Below are 15,838 nucleotides of genomic sequence, written 5' to 3'. Positions count from 1 at the left end.
GCCCACGGCACCCGTATGGCGCCGCGCTTTTGTTACGTATCGAATCGTAACTGCCTAATTTTACAGCAATGTTGCAAAGCAAGAAAGTGCTGCACTGCGACATACTGTTACAATAGCGGACTCGGGCACGCTCCAGTCTTCGTGTCCGCTGCCTCTATTCTGCTTTCCGTTCGTCATCCGCCACAGACTGCTGCTCTCATGAGCAGGGCCGATGCCCGCAGGAGTTCCAGCATGTCTTTCGCCTCTCTCGGCCTGTCGGACGATATCGTCCGCGCCGTGACCGAGCTCGGCTACACCGAGCCTACCCCTATCCAGCTGCAAGCCATTCCGGCCGTCTTGACCGGCCGTGACCTGCTGGCCGGCGCCCAAACCGGCACCGGCAAGACCGCCGGTTTCACCCTGCCCATCCTGCATCGCCTGGCCAATCGCACCAACAAGGGCCCGTCCGAAGGCCGTCCGCCGGTACGGGCGCTGATCCTGACCCCCACCCGCGAACTGGCCGCCCAGGTCGAGGAGTCGGTACAGAACTACGGTAAATATCTGAAGCTGACCTCGATGACCATGTTTGGTGGCGTCAGCATCAACCCGCAGATCAAGCAGCTGCGTAGCCGGGTCGACATCCTGGTCGCCACCCCCGGACGCCTGCTCGACCACGTACAGCAAGGCACGCTCGACCTATCCCGGATCGAGATCCTGGTACTGGACGAAGCCGACCGCATGCTGGACATGGGCTTTATCCGCGATATCAAGAAGATCCTCGCCCTGCTGCCGCGCGAGCGGCAGAACCTGCTGTTCTCGGCCACCTTCTCGGACGAGATCAAGGCCTTGGCCGATAGCCTGCTGAAGTCGCCCGAGCTGATCGAAGTCGCACGCCGCAATGCGACCGCCGACACCATCGCGCAAAAGATCCACCCGGTGGACCGTGACAAGAAGCGCCAGCTGCTCGCACACCTGATCAAGGAGCACAACTGGTTCCAGGTGCTGGTGTTCACCCGCACCAAGCACGGCGCGAACCGCCTGGCTGAACAGCTGGACAAGGATGGCATCAGCGCGATGGCCATCCACGGCAACAAGAGCCAGGGTGCCCGTACCCGCGCGCTAAGCGAATTCAAGAGCGGTGAGCTGCAGGTGCTGGTGGCCACCGATATCGCCGCACGCGGTATCGATATCGACCAGCTGCCGCATGTGGTCAACTTCGAACTGCCGAATGTGCCCGAAGACTATGTGCACCGCATTGGCCGTACCGGTCGCGCCGGCGCCGAGGGCGAGGCAGTGTCGCTGGTCTGCGTGGACGAGAAGAAGCTGCTGGCCGATATCGAACGGGTGATCAAGCGTGAACTGCCGCGCGAAGTCATTCCGGGCTTTGAACCCGATCCGAGCATCAAGCCCGAACCGATCCAGCAACGCTCGGGCGGCGGTGGTCGTCAAGGTCAGGGCCAAGGACGTGGCGCACCACGCAAGCCCGCCAGCAGCGGCGATAATCGCCAGGGCCAAGGTCAGGGCAAGTCGCAGGCGCGCCAGCCGGTTGCCCAGGCCGGCAATCACAATAGTCGAGGCCCCGGCGTAGGCCGTCGCCCGACAGGTCGTCATCACTAAGCGAGGCAGAGCATGAAGAAAACTGATCTGGAAAAACTGCGCGGCCTGAAGATCAACGAGAAGCTGGCCAAGAGCAGCGTGCCGGAGCGCTTCGGCAAGGGCTCGACCGGCCAGCAAGCCGCACCGGCACCGAAAGGTCTGCTCGGTGCACTGCTGAAGAAAACGCCCAAGTAAGACTTGATCAACATGAAAATCCCGCCTGCGATGGCGGGATTTTTTTGTCCGCTGCCAGTCTGGCCCGCAGACAGGCAATAAAAAACCCGGCCTAGGCCGGGCTTTCTTTGCAGCTAGTACAACAAGCGGTGATTAGACCGGCTTGATGTTCGAAGCTTGCTTACCCTTCGGGCCGGTGGTCACGTCGAAGGAAACCTTTTGGTTTTCTTGCAGCGACTTGAAGCCGTTGGATTGAATTTGCGAGAAGTGCGCGAACAGGTCGTCGCCGCCTTCGTCCGGGGTGATGAAGCCGAAGCCCTTGGAGTCATTGAACCACTTAACGGTACCGGTTGCCATGATGCTTTTCCTTGTTGGAAATAAGTAAAGAAATGCGGACGTTCAAACAAAGGAGGGGCGAATCGGCGTACCGGGTGGTACAAGAACTGCCTGAAACCTACTACTTGAAATGCCTGCGGGGCATGTTGTACGCGATTCAGCCGGGCTTGGCAAACTATTTCTGAGCGCCTGCCCCAACGCTCAGACGCGCGGCTGGCGCGGCAAGCCCAGGGCGGCCCAGCCAGCATGACCCAGCTGACGCAGGGTCTGGATATTCTTCTCGAAGATATCCGCCGCATCCGGAAAGGCCGCCACGGCGCGGTCGAGGCTTTCCTCGCGTAGCAGGTGCAGGGTCGGGTAAGGCGCGCGATTGGTGTAGTTGCTGATATCGTCAGCCTCGGTGTCGGCAAACTGATAATCGGGATGGAAGCTGGCGATCTGCAGCACGCCCTCGAGCTCATGCTCGGCCACCACACCGTCGGCCACATCGAGAAATTCGTTGAAGTCGAGAAAGTCGTTCAGCAGCTGCGGATGAATGAGTAGCGTGGTGTCGATTTGGGCTGGATCGGTTTCCGCCAGCAACAGCAGTTCGCGGTCGAGCTCTTCCAGCAAGCCATCCAGATTGCGCGCCTCGCTAACCACAAAACGAATCTGGTCCTTGATGTAGACCGCCTTGGCAAACGGACAGAGATTCAGGCCAATCACGGCTTTTTCCAGCCAGTCGCGGGTATGGGCAATTACGGTTTGGGCATCGTAGGACATCGCGGTTTCCAGTCAGAGCAGATTCGGGCCAAGCGGCGCTCACGGCTGCTATTCTATCTGCTGCAGCCCTGCCCCATGCCCACCTCATCATGACCAGCCCAGCCGAACCGAACTACATCACCCCCGATCAGCTGTGCATAGGGCTGTATATCCGCCTCGATCTGGACTGGACTGCGCATCCGTTTACCTTCAATCAATTCAAAATCAAGAGCCAGGAGCAGATCGACACGCTGCGAGCACTGGGTCTTGAGCGTATACGTTACGACGCCAAACGCAGCGATCAGTCGCCGCTGCCGGCCAGCCCCCCCAGCGCATCCGCGACGCCTGCCGCACCCAAAGGGCCAAGCACGGAGCAGCTGGGGGCCATTGCCGCCAAGAAGGCACGCATCGAGCGATTGACTCAGCACCGCGCGGCGCTGAATGAATGCGAACGTAAATTCGTCGGTGCCAGCCGCGCGGTAAAAGCGATTACCCGCAATCTGTTCGCCCGGCCGGAGGAGTCGATGAAGGAGGCACTCGCGCTGGTCGGCGACCTGGTCGACTCGATGCTGACCGACCGCGATATCGCCATCCACCTGATGAACGACAAGGTGGCCAATGAGGAAGTCTATTACCACCAGCTGAATGTGGCTGTGCTAGCCATGATGCTGGGCAAGCAGCTTGGCCTCGGGCGCGAGGCCCTGACCGATCTCGGCATGGGCGCGCTGTTCCACGACATCGGCAAGGTTGATATTCCGGAGAAGATACTGCTGAAGACCGAGCCGCTGACGCCCAGCGAGCAGGATCTGATGATGCGTCACACGCAATACGGTCTGGACATAGGCAAGAAGCTTAATCTTTCGCCCGAAGCACTGGCCATCGTGTTCCAGCACCACGAGCATGTGGATGGCAGCGGCTACCCGCATGGCTTGCGCGCCGAGGGCATCCTGCCTTTGAGCAAGATCATCAGCATCGTCAACACCTATGACAATCTGTGCAACCGGCCCAATCCGCGTGACTCGCTGACCCCCTATGAAGCGCTGGCGATGATGTTCTCGCAGCTGCGCGCACGCTTCGAGCCGCATCCGCTCGGCATCTTCATCCGTTGCATGGGGGTGTATCCGCCTGGCACGCTGGTGCAGCTCTCCAACAATGCCTTGGGCTTGGTGATGGCGGTGAACTCGAGCAAGCCGCTCAAGCCCACCGTCCTGATCTACGACCCAAGCATTCCCAAGCATGAGGCGGTAATCCTCGATCTGGAGCAGGAGGCCGAGCTGAATATCATCAAGAGCATACGGCCGGCCCAGCTGCCGCAGCAGGTATTCACCTATCTGAACCCTCGCAAGCGCATGACCTATTACTGCGATGCCGTGCCAGGTAAGGCCGCGGGCGATTAGGCCTAGCCTCAGTAGCGCCAATGGCAAAGAAACAGGTAGCAGACCGAAATCTGCACCATGATCACAAACGCACCGCTTGCGCATACGCCGGTAAAGCCTGCCAGCAGGCTGGAGGCCTGCTCAAGCATGATGCCGGACGCACCCAGCGATTCCAGACTGAAGATCAGCCCGATCAGGCTCAGGAAGATCAGCGACCATTTGGCGATATAGGCGGGCAGGTAGATGCGTTTTTCGCGGTTGTAGCGATAGGCCGCCGCCTGTTCAAGCAGATTGCCCTGATTGACATCGCGGAACATCCAGAATGGCCAGAAGTACAGGTAGAGCAGGCGGGAGAGCGATTCTTCTTCCGCGGCAGTAAGGGTCTGGGCAGCCATGGCGAGCAAGCTCCTTGCAAGCAAACAAGCACGGTGGGATCGAGAGAGCGCAGGGAGCGGACAAGTCAGAACGCGTCTTGCCCGCATGCTTCAACATGGCTGATGGCCGTGCGCTTTGCATGGCCGTCCAGCGGAAAAAATGTCCGCAACAGGTCCGTCATGCCGCATGCGAGAAAGCGCGCCCATCCGGGTTGAGCGGGCATAATGGCAGCCTGTTTGATTGCCGGATGCCGTATGTCTACCCTGCCCCAACTCTCGCTGCTGGAAACCCGCGTGCTCGGCGTGCTGGTGGAAAAGCAGCGCACCGTTCCCGACACCTACCCGCTCTCACTGAATGCGCTGCTGGCCGGTTGCAATCAGAAAACCAGCCGCGACCCGGTCATCGAGGCCAGTGAGGCCGATGTCGCCGCCACCCTAGATCGCCTGCGCGGACTGAGCCTGGTCATGGAGAGCAGCGGCGGACGGGTGAGCCGCTATGCGCATAATGTCGATAAGGTTTTGGGCCTGCCCAGCCAGTCAGTTGCCCTCCTGACCGTACTGATGCTGCGCGGCCCGCAAACCGCTGGCGAGCTGCGCCTGAACTGCGAGCGCCTGCACAAGTTTGCCGACATCTCCACCGTGGAGGCCTTCCTGCAGGAATTGGCCGAGCGCAGCAGCGGTGCGCTGGTTATGGAGCTGCCGCGCCAGGCCGGTGCGCGCGAGAATCGCTGGGCGCATCTGCTCTCAGGTGAGCCGCAGCTGGATATGATCGCCAGCCCAGCCAGCACATTGCCGCTGGGTCTGGAAAGCCGGGTTAGCGAACTGGAGGCCGAGCTGGCCGAGCTCAAGCGCATCGTCGCCCAGCTGCAAACCGACCTCGGCGCTTGAAGACGAGCCCGTACAGGCAACGCTACAAATTTGTAATTTGTACAGGACATAAATATGGCAAATAATGTCGAGGTCTACCCAAGCCGACGGCAGCTGCCATGAACAGGAAAACCAGCGTGAGCAAAGCCCCCCCCACCTATACCGCGGTCAATGATGAAGCCGTGCCCGTTTCGGCGCGCATTCGTAGCCGCATCCGCGCCGCCCAGCAGCGCTTTCATGCCAACGACAATATTGCCGCCTTTATCCAGCCCGGCGAGATGGAGCTGCTGCTGGAAGAGGTGCAGGGCAAGATGAAGGCGGTGCTGGATAGCCTGGTCATCGACACCGAGAGCGACCACAACACCCAGGACACCGCGCGCCGCGTGGCCAAGATGTACTTGAATGAAATCTTCAAGGGCCGCTATGTGGCGCAACCACCGGTCACTGAGTTCCCGAATGTCGAGCATCTGAACGAGCTGATGATCGTCGGCCCGATCACCGTGCGCAGTGCCTGCTCACATCATCTATGCCCCATCATGGGCAAGCTGTGGATAGGCATCATGCCGAATCAGCACTCCAATCTGATTGGCCTGTCCAAGTACGCGCGCCTGGCCGAGTGGATCATGTGCCGCCCGCAGATCCAGGAGGAGGCGGTCACCCAGATTGCCGATCTGCTGATGGACAAGATGAGCCCGGATGGCCTTGCCATCGTGATGGAGGCCGATCACTTCTGCATGCAGTGGCGTGGCGTGAAGGATATGGATTCCAAGATGATCAATAGCGTGATGCGCGGCTCCTTCCTCAAGGATGCCAGCCTGCGCCGCGAATTCCTTTCGCTGTTGAACAACAAGAAATAAGCCCACAGGGGAGCTGCCATGCTAGTCCGTCTTTTGTACGCCAGTCGCTCTGCCAAACCGCTGTGTGCCGAGCAGATGGATTCCATCCTCGCCCAGTCGCGCGCCCACAACCCGGAAAGTGGCGTGACCGGCATCCTCTGCTACAGCGGCGATATCTTCATGCAGGTGCTGGAAGGTGGTCGGCGCGAGGTGTCGGCGCTCTATCAGCTGATCGCCAATGACCCGCGCCATCGCGATGTGGAGCTACTGTATTTCGAGGAAATCAGCGAGCGGCGCTTTGCCAGCTGGACCATGGGCCAGGTCAATCTGGCCAAGGTCAACCCGAGCACCCTGCTCAAGTACTCGGAAAAGCCTACGCTCGACCCCTATGCGCTGAGCGGCAAGGTCTCGTTGGCCTTGCTGGAAGAGCTGATCGCCACCGCCGCGATCGTTGGACGCTAAGTAGGACAAAAAAGCCCCGCGATTGCGGGGCTTTTTACATTGGCCAAGGTGGCGCGCTACTCGCTCACATCGTAGAAGGTCTCGCCCTCTTCGCCCTTGTCGAAGGCCGCGCCGACCGGCGCATCCAGATGCGGGATGATGGTCGGGTCGTAATTGGCAACGATATTCACATCCAGCAGGCTGAAGTTCTTGGCATTGTCGAGATAGGCATCGCTCTCATTGCCGGCGAAGAAGCGCCATCCGCTGTCATCGGCCTCCTCGGGTTCGTCGCGGTACATATAGGCCACGGTATAGCCCTCCACCGTCACCATATCGCTGACCATGGCCAGGCCGTAACCCTCGGCCAGTGCTTTGATCTGATGTTTTTCCAGTCGATAGTGCTTCATGGCTAGGCCTCTTGTATGCAAGGCCTACAGCATACGCAGGCGCACGCGGCGCGTCATGCCTCTAGCGCCGCCGACGCACCAGCCAGAACACCAACACGGCCATCAGGATCAGCGGCAGGCTGACCGGCAACATCAAGAGCAGTACCCCACCGGCCAGACAACCCAGTAACAGAACCAGCAACAGCGACACGCCGGTCAGCACGATGGCCAGCAGGACGAAGCTGGCGATGATGGCCAATCCACCGATCAGCAATCCGCCCCCGGCAGCCAGCACCGCCCAGATGCCTTCCACCGGCTCGCCATTCACATCCACGGCAATGAAGTCGGTCGGCAACTGCAACCATAGCCAGCACAGGCTGGCAATGATCAGCGCGGCTAGCAGCAAGAACACGCTTGCGCGGCGGCTGCGACGTGGTGCGACGGTATTGGTGTCGGCGAGATAGTCCATTTTCTGCTCCCGTTGGCGGGCCAGCCCGGCGGCGGCCCTGTCATGGAAGTCAGCTTAGCGAGCCCTGCCTCGCAAGCGCAGCGTGCGGCGATACAGTGCAGAAAGCGGGGGGTGGAATGCAGCGGCGCGCGATAAAAATCCGCCCGGCGCCTCGGTGCGATTGCGCGCACTCAAGCAGGCGAGTCCAGTTGCTGCGATAATTCGCGCCGTCATCCAATCTTCACAAAAAATTCATGTTTGATTTCTTCAGCGGGCTGGACTTCTGGGTCGCCGCCAGCCTGGTTATTGCCTTTGGTTTCGTGATGGCTTTCGAGTTCATCAACGGTTTTCACGACACGGCCAATGCGGTCGCCACCGTGATCTACACCAAGGCCATGCCACCCAAGCAGGCCGTGGTCATGTCCGGCATCTTCAACTTCCTCGGCGTGTTGCTGGGCGGCGTGGGCGTGGCCTATGCGATCGTGCATCTGCTGCCGGTGGAGCTGCTAATCAATGTGAACACCGGCCATGGTCTGGCCATGGTGTTCTCCCTGCTCAGCGCCGCCATTCTGTGGAACCTCGGCACCTGGTATTTCGGCATTCCCGCTTCCAGCTCGCACACCCTGATCGGCTCCATCCTTGGCGTGGGCATGGCCAATGCCATCCTGACCGGCATTCCGCTCGGCGAGGGCATCAACTGGAAGAAGGCCATCGATATCGCCCTGTCGCTGGTGATTTCGCCCACCGTGGGCTTTATGCTCGCCGCGCTTATGCTGCTGTTCTTCATCAAGGTCATGCCCTTGTCGAAGATGCATAAGACGCCGGAGACCCGCAAGCTGGTGGATGGCAAGAAACACCCGCCGTTCTGGAGCCGCCTGTCCCTGGTGCTGTCGTCGATGGGTCTGAGCTTTGTGCACGGCTCGAACGATGGTCAGAAGGGTATCGGCCTGATGATGCTGGTGCTGATCGGCATCGTGCCGACCCATTTCTCGCTCGATGTGGACAGTACGACTTACCAGATCGAACGCACGCGCGATGCGGCTATCTATCTGCAAAGCTTCTACCAGGCCAATGAAAGCAAGCTCGTGCAGCAGCTGAGCGCCGGCAAGGTGAACGGCAGCGAGATGCCGAAGAAATTCAAATGCGACCCGACCCAGACGCAGCAGACCATCGGCGATCTGCTCAGCATCATCAACAATGTGCGCGACTACCGCGACCTGGCACCGGAAACCCGCTCGCTGGTGCGTCGTCAGCTGCTCTGCCTCGACGACACCGCCAAGAAGATTAGCAAGCTGCCGGGCCTCGCCAAGCGCGACAAGGATGACCTCGACAAGCTGCGCAAGGACCTGACCAGCACCACGGAATACGCACCGGTCTGGGTAATCGTGGCGGTGGCATTGGCGCTCGGTATCGGCACCATGGTGGGCTGGAAGCGCGTAGTGGAAACCGTGGGCGAGAAGATCGGCCGCCAGGGCATGACCTATGCGCAGGGCATGAGCGCCCAGGTGATTGCGGTCAGCGCGATCGGCATGGCGAATGTGTTCAGCCTGCCGGTGTCGACCACCCATGTGCTCTCATCGGGGGTGGCCGGCACCATGGTGGCCAATAAGACCGGCCTGCAAGGCGGCACGGTGCGCAATATCCTGATCGCCTGGGTGCTCACCCTGCCGGTCTCGATCTGCCTGTCTGCCGGCCTGTTCTGGCTGGCGGTCACGCTATTCGTCTAAGCACGCTGGACGGGGCACAGCCCCGCTTCACCAAGCAAGGCCACCCCACGGGTGGCTTTTTTCATGCCCGCCCGCGGCACGCATACCGGTATCAAATCGTCTTTTCCCGCCTCGGCCGCCCTACAATCGGCGCCCCATGGCCGATCTGCCCCTCTACCGACATCCGCCCTTCCTGCTGCTCTGGTTGGCCAGCGTGGCCTCCGGCCTTGGTCTGGCCGTGGCCATGCTGGCGGAGACCTGGTACGCGGTGCAGGTGTTGCAACTGAAAGCCGAGCTTGGCTATCTGATGCTGGCCGGCAGCCTGCCGCGCATTGCCCTGATGGCGCTCGGTGGGGTCTTGGCCGACCGTTGGCCGCGGGCGCGCATCATGGCCAGCAGCTTTGCGCTGCGCGCGCTCCTGCTCGGGCTGATGGCCTGGGCGGCCGCCCAGCAGCAACTCGATCTGAGCCTGCTCATCGTGCTGGCCGCCGGCTTCGGCATGCTGGATGCGCTGTTCTGGCCCGCACGCGACGCCATGCTGCCGGCCATCGTGCCCGCGGCCCAGCTCGGCCAGGCTAATGCCTGGATGCTGGCCACCAACCAGCTCGGCATGCTGCTTGGCCCGGTGGTGGGCGGCCTACTCCTGGCCGGTCTGTCCTTTACCTGGGTGTTTGGTCTGACCGCGCTGGCCATGCTGCTGGGCGCGGCGCTCGCGCTCGGCATCCGCGAGCAAGCACGCAGAGATAACACCCGCCAGGCGATCTGGCCGGCTTTGCAGGAAGGCCTGGCCTGCGTACGCGATACACCGGTGCTGCGCCTGTTGCTGCTCATCTATGCGCTGGCCAATCTGCTCTTCATGGGGCCGCTCGGTTTTGCGCCGCCCTTGCTGGCGGCCAGCCTGCCCGGCGCCAGTGCCAGCCTGCTGGCCCAGCTGCAAAGCGCCTTCGCGGCCGGCATGCTGGCCGGTGGTGTGCTGCTGGCGCTGTGCCCGCCCACGGGGCGGCGCCTGCAATGGATCTGTTGGCTGATTGCGCTGGAAGGCCTGCTACTGGCCGCGCTACCGCAACTGAATGCCGGTGGCGCCACCTTGGTGCAGTTTGCGCTCGGCTTCTGCATCGCCTGCAATAACGTACCCATGCTGTCGCTGCTGCAGCAGTACAGCCCGCCCGAGCGCATTGGCCGGGTGATGAGCTTGAACAGCATGGCCTCGCTGGGCCTCACCCCGCTTGCCTATGCACTGAGCTCGCTGCTGCTGGGCGCGGGCGCCTCGCTCGGCCTATTGGCCGCCGTGTGCGGCCTGCTGCTCAGCCTGTTCTGCGTGCTGGTCGCCCTGCTCTCACCCACGGCGCGCCACACGCGCTAGGCATCAGGCATGGCCGCCAGTAAAGGCCAGCGTACACAGCAGCTCGGTCCCCCCGCGGTTCAGCGCCATCAGCACGCCGTTTTCTCCCAGCAGCACATGTGGCTCGTCCTGCTCGCCGGGCGGCTGGGTCGGGTTGTAGAGAAACCAGCCCTGTTCATTGCGGCTGATGATGGCCGGCGCGTGCGGCAGGCCGGCTTGCAGTGCGGTGATGAAGTCGGTGTACATGGCAGAAAGCGGTTTTTGCTTACCCTGCAGATGGGGCCGGCCTAGCCCGGCTTCAAGCCAGCTAGCACGCGCCGACGCCATGCCTTTCGCATAAACAAACCGCTCGAAACGCGCAAAACCCGCGTCAATACAGGGCGAAGGTGGGCGGAATCTGGTATCGTGCGCGCCGGCCCACCCTTGCGTGGTGCCAGCGGTACGGGCCCTGCCCGCCGCGCACTTTTCCGGCGCAGGCCGGTCTACCGGCGGGGCCGCTTCATCCACGCCCCGCGCCGCACGCTTTCCTCAACACGATTTGGAGTACACCCCATGCGCTACGCCTGGCTTGCCGGCTTCGCCCTCTTCCTGTCCCCGCTGGCTCAAGCAGACAGCCTCGATCTGCAACTGAGCAGCGATGTGTTCGCCGCACGTTACTCGTCCGGCCTGTTGGGCAAGACCGCCAATATGGACTTTGGCTTCCAGCACCACAGCGATAACGGCGAAGTCGCCACCCTGGGCCTGGAAGTGGAACAGAGCTCCGGTCAGCACGACAGCCTGGCGCTGGGCGCCCAGCTGGTCGGCATCTTCAATGACTATGACGATGCCGCCGCGCTGGCCCTGGGTGGCCGCTTCAATGTCGGCCTGCCTTCAGCCCCCAAGGTGCGCTTTGGCGGTCATCTGTGGGTTGCCCCGCGTGTGACCACCTCGGGCGCGGAAGACTACCTGGACTGGGGCGTACGCCTTGGCTACCAAGCCCTGCAACGTGGCGAGATCTATATCGGCTATCGCAATACCGAAGTCGGCTACAAGCACGGCGTGGATTTCGAGATGCAGGACGATGTGCATGTCGGCATGGAACTGAGCTTCTAAGCTCAGCCCAGGCAGCACGGCACAAAAAAGCCACCGCATGCGGTGGCTTTTTGCTGGGTGCGCCAAGCGATCAAGGTAGCTTGAGCAGCCGCGTCTTCAGGCTCTGGCTACCCTTGAGCGTATCGAAACGGTCGCCCATCGCGCGATCCACGGCCTCCAGGCGCAGGCTGGCGCTCGGATGGGTGCTGAACAGCATTTCCACCGCATTCGGCTGGGCCTCGGCCAGGGCATCCAGCTTCTGCAGCACGGCCGGCAAGCCGAGCGGGTCGTAGCCGGCGCGGGCCGCCAACACGATGCCCAGGCGGTCGGCTTCGAACTCGGCGCCCTGGTCGAGCTTGCGCGCCAGCAATTCGGCGCCCTTGCCTACCACCGCGTCAGCCTGCTCGCTCTGCTTGAGCTCCTTGCCCAAGAGGCCGCTGCCGGCCTGCAGCCATTGGCCCTTCTTCAAGATCTTCAGGTGATGCTTCTGCTGCACATGGGCGATCTCATGGCCGAGCACCCCCGCCAGCTCCGCCTCATTCCCCAGCTGCTGGTAGAGACCACGGCTGATGAACACATAGCCACCCGGCAGGGCGAAGGCATTCACGCTCGGGCTATCGATCACACCGAATACCCAGGGCAGATCGGGACGCTCGCTCTGCTGCGCGACCCAGCGCCCCACCTTGTTTACGTATTGCTGCAGCTTGGTGTTGTCCACCAGCGGATACTGGCCGAGCAGACGACCCGCCACCTGCTGGCCGATCGCCCGCTCCTGCTCCCAGCTGGCCGAGCCGACCAGCATCGCGTCGCCATCCACGCCGAGCTTTTCCTGCAAGGCCTGGTTCACGCCCTGCTTAAGCAGATCCTTGAGCCCCTCGGCCCCCACCGGCACGGCACACAGGGCGGCCACACACACTCCTAGCCAGAGTTTGCGCATGCTTATTTCTCCTCCGGCAGCCAGGCCAGCTGGCGTGCCTTCAATTTACCGGCCTTGGCAAAGCTGGCCGCCGTGGCGGCGCTCACGACCTGCGCTTCCGCGCGGGCCAGCGCCTCGGCATTGAACTTGGCCTCGCTCAGCGCCCTGCTCTCTTCTGCCTTGCCGCTTTCCAGGCCACGGATGCCGGTGGTGTTGACGATCTTGCCGCTACCCAGCCGGCCGGTATTCACGCCCGCCAGGCTGCTGCTGGGCAGCACGGCCTTGCCACTCTTCAGCGACAGGCTGCGCAGCCAGCCGCTCTGGCTAGCGGTCTTGACCTGGGCCCAGGCGCCCTGCTTCTTCAGCACGGTCACACTGCTGCCGCGCGCCAGCTTGGCTTGGGCGGGGGCATCGAGGAAAGGCTTGGCGCGCAGGCTGTCTTCCTTGAGCAGGGTGGCGGTCTCGGCCGCCAGGGCGGGCAGCATCAGGCTGCACGCGGCGATCATCATCATGCGTTTCATACGCGGGCCTCGGCTTCGGTAGGGGGTTGAACGGGTTGGGCGAACGCCTGGGCCAGCAGGCCCTGCCAGACGGCACGCGCGGGCAGTTCGGCATTCAGCATGGCTTGCTGCACGCTGCAGGCGCACAGCCGGTAGCGCTGCAGGCCGGTGGCGGCAATCCAGGCCTCCGCCTGGCTACGCAGTGTGTCGGCATCCAGCAGCGGCTTGGCATCTGGGTGGGCGAGATGGCTGAACAGCAGGCCGCCTTCCAGCATGCGCCAGCTGCTGTACTGGCTGCCTGCCAGGCTCATGGCTGCTGCCTGGATGGGCTTGGGCAGACTGGCACACAGCTTATCGAGCAACGCCTCGCTCATCGGCGCACCGCGCTCATCCACCAGCTGCAGCCAGGCCAGCTCGGCGCGACGCGGCGCGGTGTCGGGCAGGGCCAGGCTCTGCGTCCAGGCATTGTCTTCCAGCGCATGGCGGGTGGCGAAGGCGTACAGCTTGGCCAGAGTGAAGTAGGCAATGCTGAAGCTGACCGGCCCAAGCAGATTGATGTAGTAGTGGCTGAGATTGAGGCTGGCATAGGACAGCGCCAGCAGAAAGACCTGCGAGAGACCGAACCAGCGCGCGAGTTTTTCCGGCGCCGCATGGCGGTAGAAGCTCCAGGCCGTGGCCCAGACCAAGCCCAGGGCCAGCAGCAGATACAGCCAGCGCAGCGGTGGTACACGCAGATAGTCGTCGTGCTTGAGGTTGTCGATGGCGGTGGCCACGATCTCCACACCGGGAAACTGGTCTGCCACCGGGCTGGCCTTGATATCGAACAGGCTGGGCGCGGTAGAGCCGATGATGACGATCTTGTCGCGCAACTCATCGCGCGGCCGCGTGGGGGTTTCGCTCAGGCTGTCGCGGTAGAGGTCGGCAAAGGAGATATAGCGGTAGCTGAAGGGCTTGCCGCGCCAGTTCAGCAGCACGTTCTCGGGCAGGTTGGCCAGCTTCAGGCCGCTATCCTGCAATACCCGCGCCGGCAGCGACGCGAGGCGTACCCCGCCCAGCGTTTCATGCACGCCGTATTTGCGGATGATGCCGTCCGGGTCAGGCGTGGTGGAGTTGAAACCAAGCCGCCCTGCCGCCAGCCCGGCCGGGAAGTAAGGCAGGATGCCGGCCACCGTGGCCTCGCCCGGCCCAACGCGGACCGCACCCGGCACCTGGGCGGCGCGCAGATCGCTCTGCCCATCCTGGCTGGCATTCAGCCGCACCCAGGGCAGATAACACTGGCGGCAATCCTTCAAGAAGGCATCGAAGGCCGCATCGCTATCGGGGTTGTAAACATCCGGCTCGCTGAACAGGATGTCGAACACCAGCGCACGCGGCTGCTGTGCCTGGATCTGCCCGAGCACATCGCCAAGCACCTGGCGTGGCCATGGCCAGCGCCCCAGCTCGGGCGCCAGCTGGGCGAGGCTCGCCTCATCGATATCGAGAATGACGATGTCGGGGTCGGGTGGCGTGGTGAGCAGGCGATGACGCACCAGGGTGTCGAAGCTGGTCTGGCGCAAGTCAAACAGCTTGTGCAGATAGAAGGCATCTACCACGGCGAACACGCTGATGATGAGCGCCAGCACCAAATAGAAATGGTGACGCAGGCGGCGCGCCAGCCAGTTGCCCAGGCGGCCATACAGGGCGGCGAAACGATCGCTAACTTGCAATTGCCAGCGGGCAAACGACATGGGGCCGGTACCGGGGAATCAGTCAGGCTGCCATTTTACCCCGCCCCCGCCTGTCGGCAGGCTGAATACGGTCTTCGCAATAAGTTGCTTTTTAAATGCATGTTTAATATGCTGGCGTTGTTCGCTTCCCGAAAACTGCCGCCATGCAATTAACCCGTTTCTCCGACCTTGGCCTGCGCACGCTCATGTATCTGCAGCAGGCCGAGCCTGACCGCAGCCAGGCAGTGACCATCGCCGAGATCGCCAGCCAGTTCGATGTGCCGCACAACCACTTGGTCAAGGTGGTGAACCGGCTTGGCAAGCTCGGCTGGCTGAGCGCCACGCGCGGCCGCAAGGGGGGGCTGGCGCTGGGTGTACCGGCGGCCAATTTGAGGCTGGGCCAGGTGCTGCAGGGCCTGGAAGGCAGCCTCGAGCTGATCAACTGCGAAGACCCTCCCTGCACGCTGCGCGGCCAGTGTCTGCTCAAAGGCGCGCTGAATGCCGGCCTGGCCGCCTTCTACGCCAAGATGGACGAGTACAGCCTGGCCGATGTGTGCGCCACCCGCACTGGCGAGGCCATCATCACCCTGCACCGGCAGTTTCTCGGCCAGCAGGCTGCACGGTGCTGAGCATGCCCACGCTTGCCGAACAGATAGGCCTGGCGCGACTCAAGGCCGTGGTGGCCCGCTTTTACGCCCAGGTACGCGCACATCCGCGCCTGGCCGCCCCGTTTGCCCGCGTGCATGACTGGCCCGAGCATCTCGACCATCTGAGCCATTTCTGGTGGGTCAGCCTCGGCGGCGCCCGCTATCTCGACTATCGCTACGCCGTGCCGGCCAAGCATGCCGCCGCCGGCTTCACACCGGCCCTGCTCGACGACTGGCTGGCGCTATTTGCCCACACGCTGGCAGCCGAATTGCCGCCTGAGCTGGCCGAACCCTGGCTGGCGCGCGCCGAGAAAATCGGCCAGTCGCTACGCCTGATGCATGAGCTTGGCCACTTTGCCCAAGCCGCACCGCTTCCCACTGCAACGGAGTCTTGAT

At 62.6% G+C, this 15,838-nt stretch carries 20 protein-coding genes; 11 read left to right on the top strand and 9 right to left on the bottom strand.

What is annotated here, in order from left to right; genetic code table 11:
• Nucleotides 1-231 precede the first annotated feature (231 nt).
• Together BT173_RS04850 and BT173_RS19595 are read left to right on the top strand one after the other, a co-directional pair.
• On the top strand, nt 232-1,596 hold the full coding sequence (locus BT173_RS04850; protein ID WP_084658190.1) for a DEAD/DEAH box helicase: 1,365 nt from the start codon (nt 232-234) through the stop codon (nt 1,594-1,596).
• Between the two features lie 12 nt (nt 1,597-1,608).
• Nucleotides 1,609-1,770 carry a hypothetical protein gene (locus BT173_RS19595; protein WP_175545553.1) on the top strand — a complete coding sequence of 54 codons (162 nt, stop codon included), beginning with the start codon at nt 1,609-1,611 and terminating at the stop codon, nt 1,768-1,770.
• Nucleotides 1,771-1,902: 132 nt separating this feature from the next.
• Here BT173_RS19595 and BT173_RS04845 read toward each other — a convergent pair whose 3' ends face one another.
• Together BT173_RS04845 and BT173_RS04840 are read right to left on the bottom strand one after the other, a co-directional pair.
• Nucleotides 1,903-2,106, bottom strand: a complete 204-nt coding sequence (locus tag BT173_RS04845; RefSeq protein ID WP_072427494.1) for a cold-shock protein — start codon at nt 2,104-2,106, stop codon at nt 1,903-1,905.
• Nucleotides 2,107-2,286: 180 nt separating this feature from the next.
• Nucleotides 2,287-2,847 carry a DUF1415 domain-containing protein gene (locus tag BT173_RS04840; protein ID WP_072427493.1) on the bottom strand — a complete coding sequence of 187 codons (561 nt, stop codon included), beginning with the start codon at nt 2,845-2,847 and terminating at the stop codon, nt 2,287-2,289.
• Nucleotides 2,848-2,936: 89 nt separating this feature from the next.
• Here BT173_RS04840 and BT173_RS04835 point away from each other — a divergent pair, with 89 nt between their 5' ends.
• A complete protein-coding gene (locus tag BT173_RS04835) occupies nt 2,937-4,223 on the top strand; it encodes a cyclic di-GMP phosphodiesterase (protein WP_072427492.1) in 1,287 nt (428 codons plus the stop codon).
• Between the two features lie 8 nt (nt 4,224-4,231).
• On the opposite strand, the gene BT173_RS04830 is transcribed toward BT173_RS04835, so the two are convergent.
• Nucleotides 4,232-4,597 carry a hypothetical protein gene (locus BT173_RS04830; protein WP_072427491.1) on the bottom strand — a complete coding sequence of 122 codons (366 nt, stop codon included), beginning with the start codon at nt 4,595-4,597 and terminating at the stop codon, nt 4,232-4,234.
• 234 nt (nt 4,598-4,831) lie between these two features.
• On the opposite strand from BT173_RS04830, the gene BT173_RS04825 reads away from it, so the two are divergent.
• The 3 genes from BT173_RS04825 (at nt 4,832) to BT173_RS04815 (ending at nt 6,741) form a co-directional block, all read left to right on the top strand.
• Nucleotides 4,832-5,464, top strand: coding sequence for a YceH family protein (locus BT173_RS04825; protein ID WP_072427490.1), 633 nt, complete (start codon nt 4,832-4,834; stop codon nt 5,462-5,464).
• A gap of 116 nt (nt 5,465-5,580) precedes the next feature.
• Nucleotides 5,581-6,300 carry a GTP cyclohydrolase I gene (gene folE, locus BT173_RS04820; RefSeq protein WP_245794129.1) on the top strand — a complete coding sequence of 240 codons (720 nt, stop codon included), beginning with the start codon at nt 5,581-5,583 and terminating at the stop codon, nt 6,298-6,300.
• An 18-nt stretch (nt 6,301-6,318) separates the two neighbouring features.
• Nucleotides 6,319-6,741: a BLUF domain-containing protein gene (locus tag BT173_RS04815; RefSeq protein WP_072427488.1), complete on the top strand. Its 423-nt coding sequence runs from the start codon at nt 6,319-6,321 to the stop codon at nt 6,739-6,741.
• A gap of 56 nt (nt 6,742-6,797) precedes the next feature.
• Here the strand turns inward: BT173_RS04815 and BT173_RS04810 are convergent, their stop codons facing one another.
• Both BT173_RS04810 and BT173_RS04805 read right to left on the bottom strand, forming a co-directional pair.
• Nucleotides 6,798-7,127, bottom strand: a complete 330-nt coding sequence (locus BT173_RS04810) for a DUF2185 domain-containing protein (protein ID WP_072427487.1) — start codon at nt 7,125-7,127, stop codon at nt 6,798-6,800.
• A gap of 61 nt (nt 7,128-7,188) precedes the next feature.
• A complete protein-coding gene (locus tag BT173_RS04805; protein ID WP_072427486.1) occupies nt 7,189-7,575 on the bottom strand; it encodes a hypothetical protein in 387 nt (128 codons plus the stop codon).
• A 233-nt stretch (nt 7,576-7,808) separates the two neighbouring features.
• On the opposite strand from BT173_RS04805, the gene BT173_RS04800 reads away from it, so the two are divergent.
• Complete coding sequence (locus BT173_RS04800; RefSeq protein ID WP_072427485.1) at nt 7,809-9,281, top strand: inorganic phosphate transporter; 1,473 nt, start codon at nt 7,809-7,811, stop codon at nt 9,279-9,281.
• A 136-nt stretch (nt 9,282-9,417) separates the two neighbouring features.
• A complete protein-coding gene (locus tag BT173_RS04795) occupies nt 9,418-10,623 on the top strand; it encodes an MFS transporter (RefSeq protein ID WP_072427484.1) in 1,206 nt (401 codons plus the stop codon).
• Between the two features lie 3 nt (nt 10,624-10,626).
• Here the strand turns inward: BT173_RS04795 and BT173_RS04790 are convergent, their stop codons facing one another.
• Nucleotides 10,627-10,929: a hypothetical protein gene (locus tag BT173_RS04790; protein ID WP_139256044.1), complete on the bottom strand. Its 303-nt coding sequence runs from the start codon at nt 10,927-10,929 to the stop codon at nt 10,627-10,629.
• A gap of 225 nt (nt 10,930-11,154) precedes the next feature.
• Here BT173_RS04790 and BT173_RS04785 point away from each other — a divergent pair, with 225 nt between their 5' ends.
• Entirely contained in the window at nt 11,155-11,694 is a 540-nt protein-coding gene (locus BT173_RS04785) for a YfaZ family outer membrane protein (RefSeq protein WP_072427482.1), read from the top strand.
• Nucleotides 11,695-11,764: 70 nt separating this feature from the next.
• Here the strand turns inward: BT173_RS04785 and BT173_RS04780 are convergent, their stop codons facing one another.
• Genes BT173_RS04780 through BT173_RS04770 form a run of 3 tightly spaced genes read right to left on the bottom strand, consistent with a single transcriptional unit; the run spans nt 11,765 to nt 14,816 of the window.
• Nucleotides 11,765-12,610, bottom strand: coding sequence for a M48 family metallopeptidase (locus BT173_RS04780; protein WP_072427481.1), 846 nt, complete (start codon nt 12,608-12,610; stop codon nt 11,765-11,767).
• A 2-nt stretch (nt 12,611-12,612) separates the two neighbouring features.
• Nucleotides 12,613-13,110 carry an SH3 domain-containing protein gene (locus BT173_RS04775; RefSeq protein ID WP_072427480.1) on the bottom strand — a complete coding sequence of 166 codons (498 nt, stop codon included), beginning with the start codon at nt 13,108-13,110 and terminating at the stop codon, nt 12,613-12,615.
• Nucleotides 13,107-14,816 (bottom strand): CHASE2 domain-containing protein, encoded by a 1,710-nt coding sequence (locus tag BT173_RS04770; RefSeq protein WP_084658186.1) that lies wholly within the window; start codon nt 14,814-14,816, stop codon nt 13,107-13,109. The genes BT173_RS04775 and BT173_RS04770 overlap by 4 nt, the downstream gene beginning before the upstream one ends.
• Before the next feature lie 143 nt (nt 14,817-14,959).
• Here BT173_RS04770 and BT173_RS04765 point away from each other — a divergent pair, with 143 nt between their 5' ends.
• On the top strand, nt 14,960-15,424 hold the full coding sequence (locus tag BT173_RS04765; protein WP_072427479.1) for an Rrf2 family transcriptional regulator: 465 nt from the start codon (nt 14,960-14,962) through the stop codon (nt 15,422-15,424).
• A 2-nt stretch (nt 15,425-15,426) separates the two neighbouring features.
• Complete coding sequence (locus tag BT173_RS04760; RefSeq protein WP_072427478.1) at nt 15,427-15,837, top strand: group III truncated hemoglobin; 411 nt, start codon at nt 15,427-15,429, stop codon at nt 15,835-15,837.
• The last annotated feature ends 1 nt before the right edge of the window (nt 15,838 follow it).

The sequence above is a fragment of the Chitinimonas taiwanensis DSM 18899 genome, from assembly GCF_900119825.1.
In the GTDB taxonomy this organism is placed as follows: domain Bacteria; phylum Pseudomonadota; class Gammaproteobacteria; order Burkholderiales; family Chitinimonadaceae; genus Chitinimonas; species Chitinimonas taiwanensis.
The sequence above is the reverse complement of the archived record's forward strand: the minus strand, read 5'-3'. Positions and strand labels throughout refer to the sequence as shown.

Bases quoted from the DNA above. Each gene is read 5' to 3' on its own strand.
- BT173_RS04760 (WP_072427478.1), top strand. From the start codon at position 15,427: ATGCCCACGCTTGCCGAACAGATAGGCCTGGCGCGACTCAAGGCCGTG.
- BT173_RS04830 (WP_072427491.1), bottom strand. From the start codon at position 4,597: ATGGCTGCCCAGACCCTTACTGCCGCGGAAGAAGAATCGCTCTCCCGC.
- BT173_RS04765 (WP_072427479.1), top strand. From the start codon at position 14,960: ATGCAATTAACCCGTTTCTCCGACCTTGGCCTGCGCACGCTCATGTAT.
- BT173_RS04770 (WP_084658186.1), bottom strand. From the start codon at position 14,816: ATGTCGTTTGCCCGCTGGCAATTGCAAGTTAGCGATCGTTTCGCCGCC.
- BT173_RS04850 (WP_084658190.1), top strand. From the start codon at position 232: ATGTCTTTCGCCTCTCTCGGCCTGTCGGACGATATCGTCCGCGCCGTG.
- BT173_RS04810 (WP_072427487.1), bottom strand. From the start codon at position 7,127: ATGAAGCACTATCGACTGGAAAAACATCAGATCAAAGCACTGGCCGAG.
- BT173_RS19595 (WP_175545553.1), top strand. From the start codon at position 1,609: ATGAAGAAAACTGATCTGGAAAAACTGCGCGGCCTGAAGATCAACGAG.
- BT173_RS04835 (WP_072427492.1), top strand. From the start codon at position 2,937: ATGACCAGCCCAGCCGAACCGAACTACATCACCCCCGATCAGCTGTGC.
- BT173_RS04795 (WP_072427484.1), top strand. From the start codon at position 9,418: ATGGCCGATCTGCCCCTCTACCGACATCCGCCCTTCCTGCTGCTCTGG.
- BT173_RS04785 (WP_072427482.1), top strand. From the start codon at position 11,155: ATGCGCTACGCCTGGCTTGCCGGCTTCGCCCTCTTCCTGTCCCCGCTG.
- BT173_RS04790 (WP_139256044.1), bottom strand. From the start codon at position 10,929: ATGGCGTCGGCGCGTGCTAGCTGGCTTGAAGCCGGGCTAGGCCGGCCC.
- BT173_RS04800 (WP_072427485.1), top strand. From the start codon at position 7,809: ATGTTTGATTTCTTCAGCGGGCTGGACTTCTGGGTCGCCGCCAGCCTG.
- BT173_RS04845 (WP_072427494.1), bottom strand. From the start codon at position 2,106: ATGGCAACCGGTACCGTTAAGTGGTTCAATGACTCCAAGGGCTTCGGC.
- BT173_RS04815 (WP_072427488.1), top strand. From the start codon at position 6,319: ATGCTAGTCCGTCTTTTGTACGCCAGTCGCTCTGCCAAACCGCTGTGT.
- BT173_RS04775 (WP_072427480.1), bottom strand. From the start codon at position 13,110: ATGAAACGCATGATGATGATCGCCGCGTGCAGCCTGATGCTGCCCGCC.
- BT173_RS04825 (WP_072427490.1), top strand. From the start codon at position 4,832: ATGTCTACCCTGCCCCAACTCTCGCTGCTGGAAACCCGCGTGCTCGGC.
- BT173_RS04780 (WP_072427481.1), bottom strand. From the start codon at position 12,610: ATGCGCAAACTCTGGCTAGGAGTGTGTGTGGCCGCCCTGTGTGCCGTG.
- BT173_RS04805 (WP_072427486.1), bottom strand. From the start codon at position 7,575: ATGGACTATCTCGCCGACACCAATACCGTCGCACCACGTCGCAGCCGC.
- BT173_RS04840 (WP_072427493.1), bottom strand. From the start codon at position 2,847: ATGTCCTACGATGCCCAAACCGTAATTGCCCATACCCGCGACTGGCTG.